Source organism: Streptomyces sp. TRM68367 (assembly GCF_014495685.1).
GTDB lineage: Bacteria > Actinomycetota > Actinomycetes > Streptomycetales > Streptomycetaceae > Streptomyces.
Map to the genome: position 1 here is coordinate 1 of NZ_JACTVI010000262.1, position 1,542 is coordinate 1,542.

Here is a 1,542-nt window from a genome sequence, read left to right on the forward strand (position 1 = left end):
CAGAAGCTTCGGTCTACATCAGAACCTCCCGTTGTGTTCGTGGCGCACAGTCGTCCGCATACCTCACCAGCCGGTAGTTGGGCAGACCTCGGCGTCGACGTCTCTGGCGCTCGTTGCGATCAGCTCCGGCGCCTCCCGGGGCCTGGGCGATGTGCTCGTCCAGGACCGAGAGCGCGACGTTGCTGAGCAACGGCGAAAGGATCGAACCCTGCGGGGTGCCGGTGTCGTTGTCCCGCAGCAGGCCGTCCTCACTGAGGATGCCCGCCTTGAGGAATGCCTTCACCAGGGCCAGGACGCGTTTGTCCCCGACGCGTGACCGCACTCGCTCCATAAGAGCGGTGTGTGAGATCTCGTCGAAGCAGGCTTTGATGTCGCCTTCCACGATCCACTCGTACTTCTTGGACGTGAGCAGGCGCACCTCGGCCACCGCGTCATGAGCCCGGCGATTCGGGCGGAACCCGTAGGAACACGGGAGGAAATCCGCTTCGAAGATCGGCTCCAGCACCAGCTTCAAGGATGCCTGCACCACCCGGTCGGTGATCGTCGCGATCCCCAGTCGGCGGAGCTTGCCGCCCGACTTGGGGATCATCCGCTCCCGCACCGGCATGGGCTGGAAACTGCGGTCCTTGATCTGCGACCGCAGCACGTCGAGGAACTCCTCGACACCGACCCATAGCGCGATGGATGACGCCGTGCGTCCGTCCACCCCGGCCGTGCGTGCACCCTTGTTGCCCCGCACCCGATCCCAGGCCACCAGCAGGAAGCCGGGATCGGCAACGAGGTTGAAAAGGTCGTCGAACCTGCGATGAGGATCATCACGAGCCCAACGGTGCAGCTTGGTCTGGATCTTCAGTACCCGGCGCTCCGCCTCATACAAGGCGCGCTCCAGCTCGTCGGTATTCACCGGCGACCCTCCTGACATTCCAGTACTTCAGCCACTGACTTGCTGGCCCCCTTGGCCCTGCGACCGGCTTTCCCGGTCTCCACGACGGGTCGTTACTCCCGCGACTACTACGGGGCCTCCGCCCCACCCACGGCCATCAGTCGGCAACGGACCTGCCCACCACCGAACTGGCTGTCCGGCAGCTCGGGCGACCGCGGATGGTTCCCACGTTCACCACACAATCGATCGGTCAGGGAGGTGCCCAGCTCTACTCCGGCAGCATCGCCACGCCTACGCCGCAGGCTTTCAACGTGGCCTCCCCACCGGAACAGGAAATCCGGCTTCGGAGTTGATCCACCCGTGCGAGGACGAGCAGGTCACGCGCTGCATACCGGCCCGTATCCACCACGTTTGAGCCGGCTCACTGCTTACGGAACTTCAACCACTGGTTCGCTCTCGCTACACCTTCTGACCTCGCTAGACGGACCCGTACCGTCCGGTAGTCCCGGCACGTCCCGCCGTTGTCGGGGCCGCTTGCCACCCTCCCCGGCGTTCCCCGGATCAGGCTGCCCCCAGCTTCACCAGACCGCTGCGACGGCCCGGCGGTGTCGGCCTTTCACCTCCACTCGATTACGCGGTACTTCGTGGCGCACTCCTGT

The 1,542-nt window shown here is 65.1% G+C and carries 1 protein-coding gene; it reads right to left on the reverse strand.

The features are described 5' to 3' along the window. Positions 1-13: 13 nt before the first annotated feature. The gene (locus H8R17_RS45375; protein WP_316959756.1) at positions 14-904 is read right to left on the reverse strand and encodes a reverse transcriptase domain-containing protein; all 891 of its coding nucleotides are present in this window, start codon (positions 902-904) and stop codon (positions 14-16) included. Between the last annotated feature and the right edge of the window lie 638 nt (positions 905-1,542).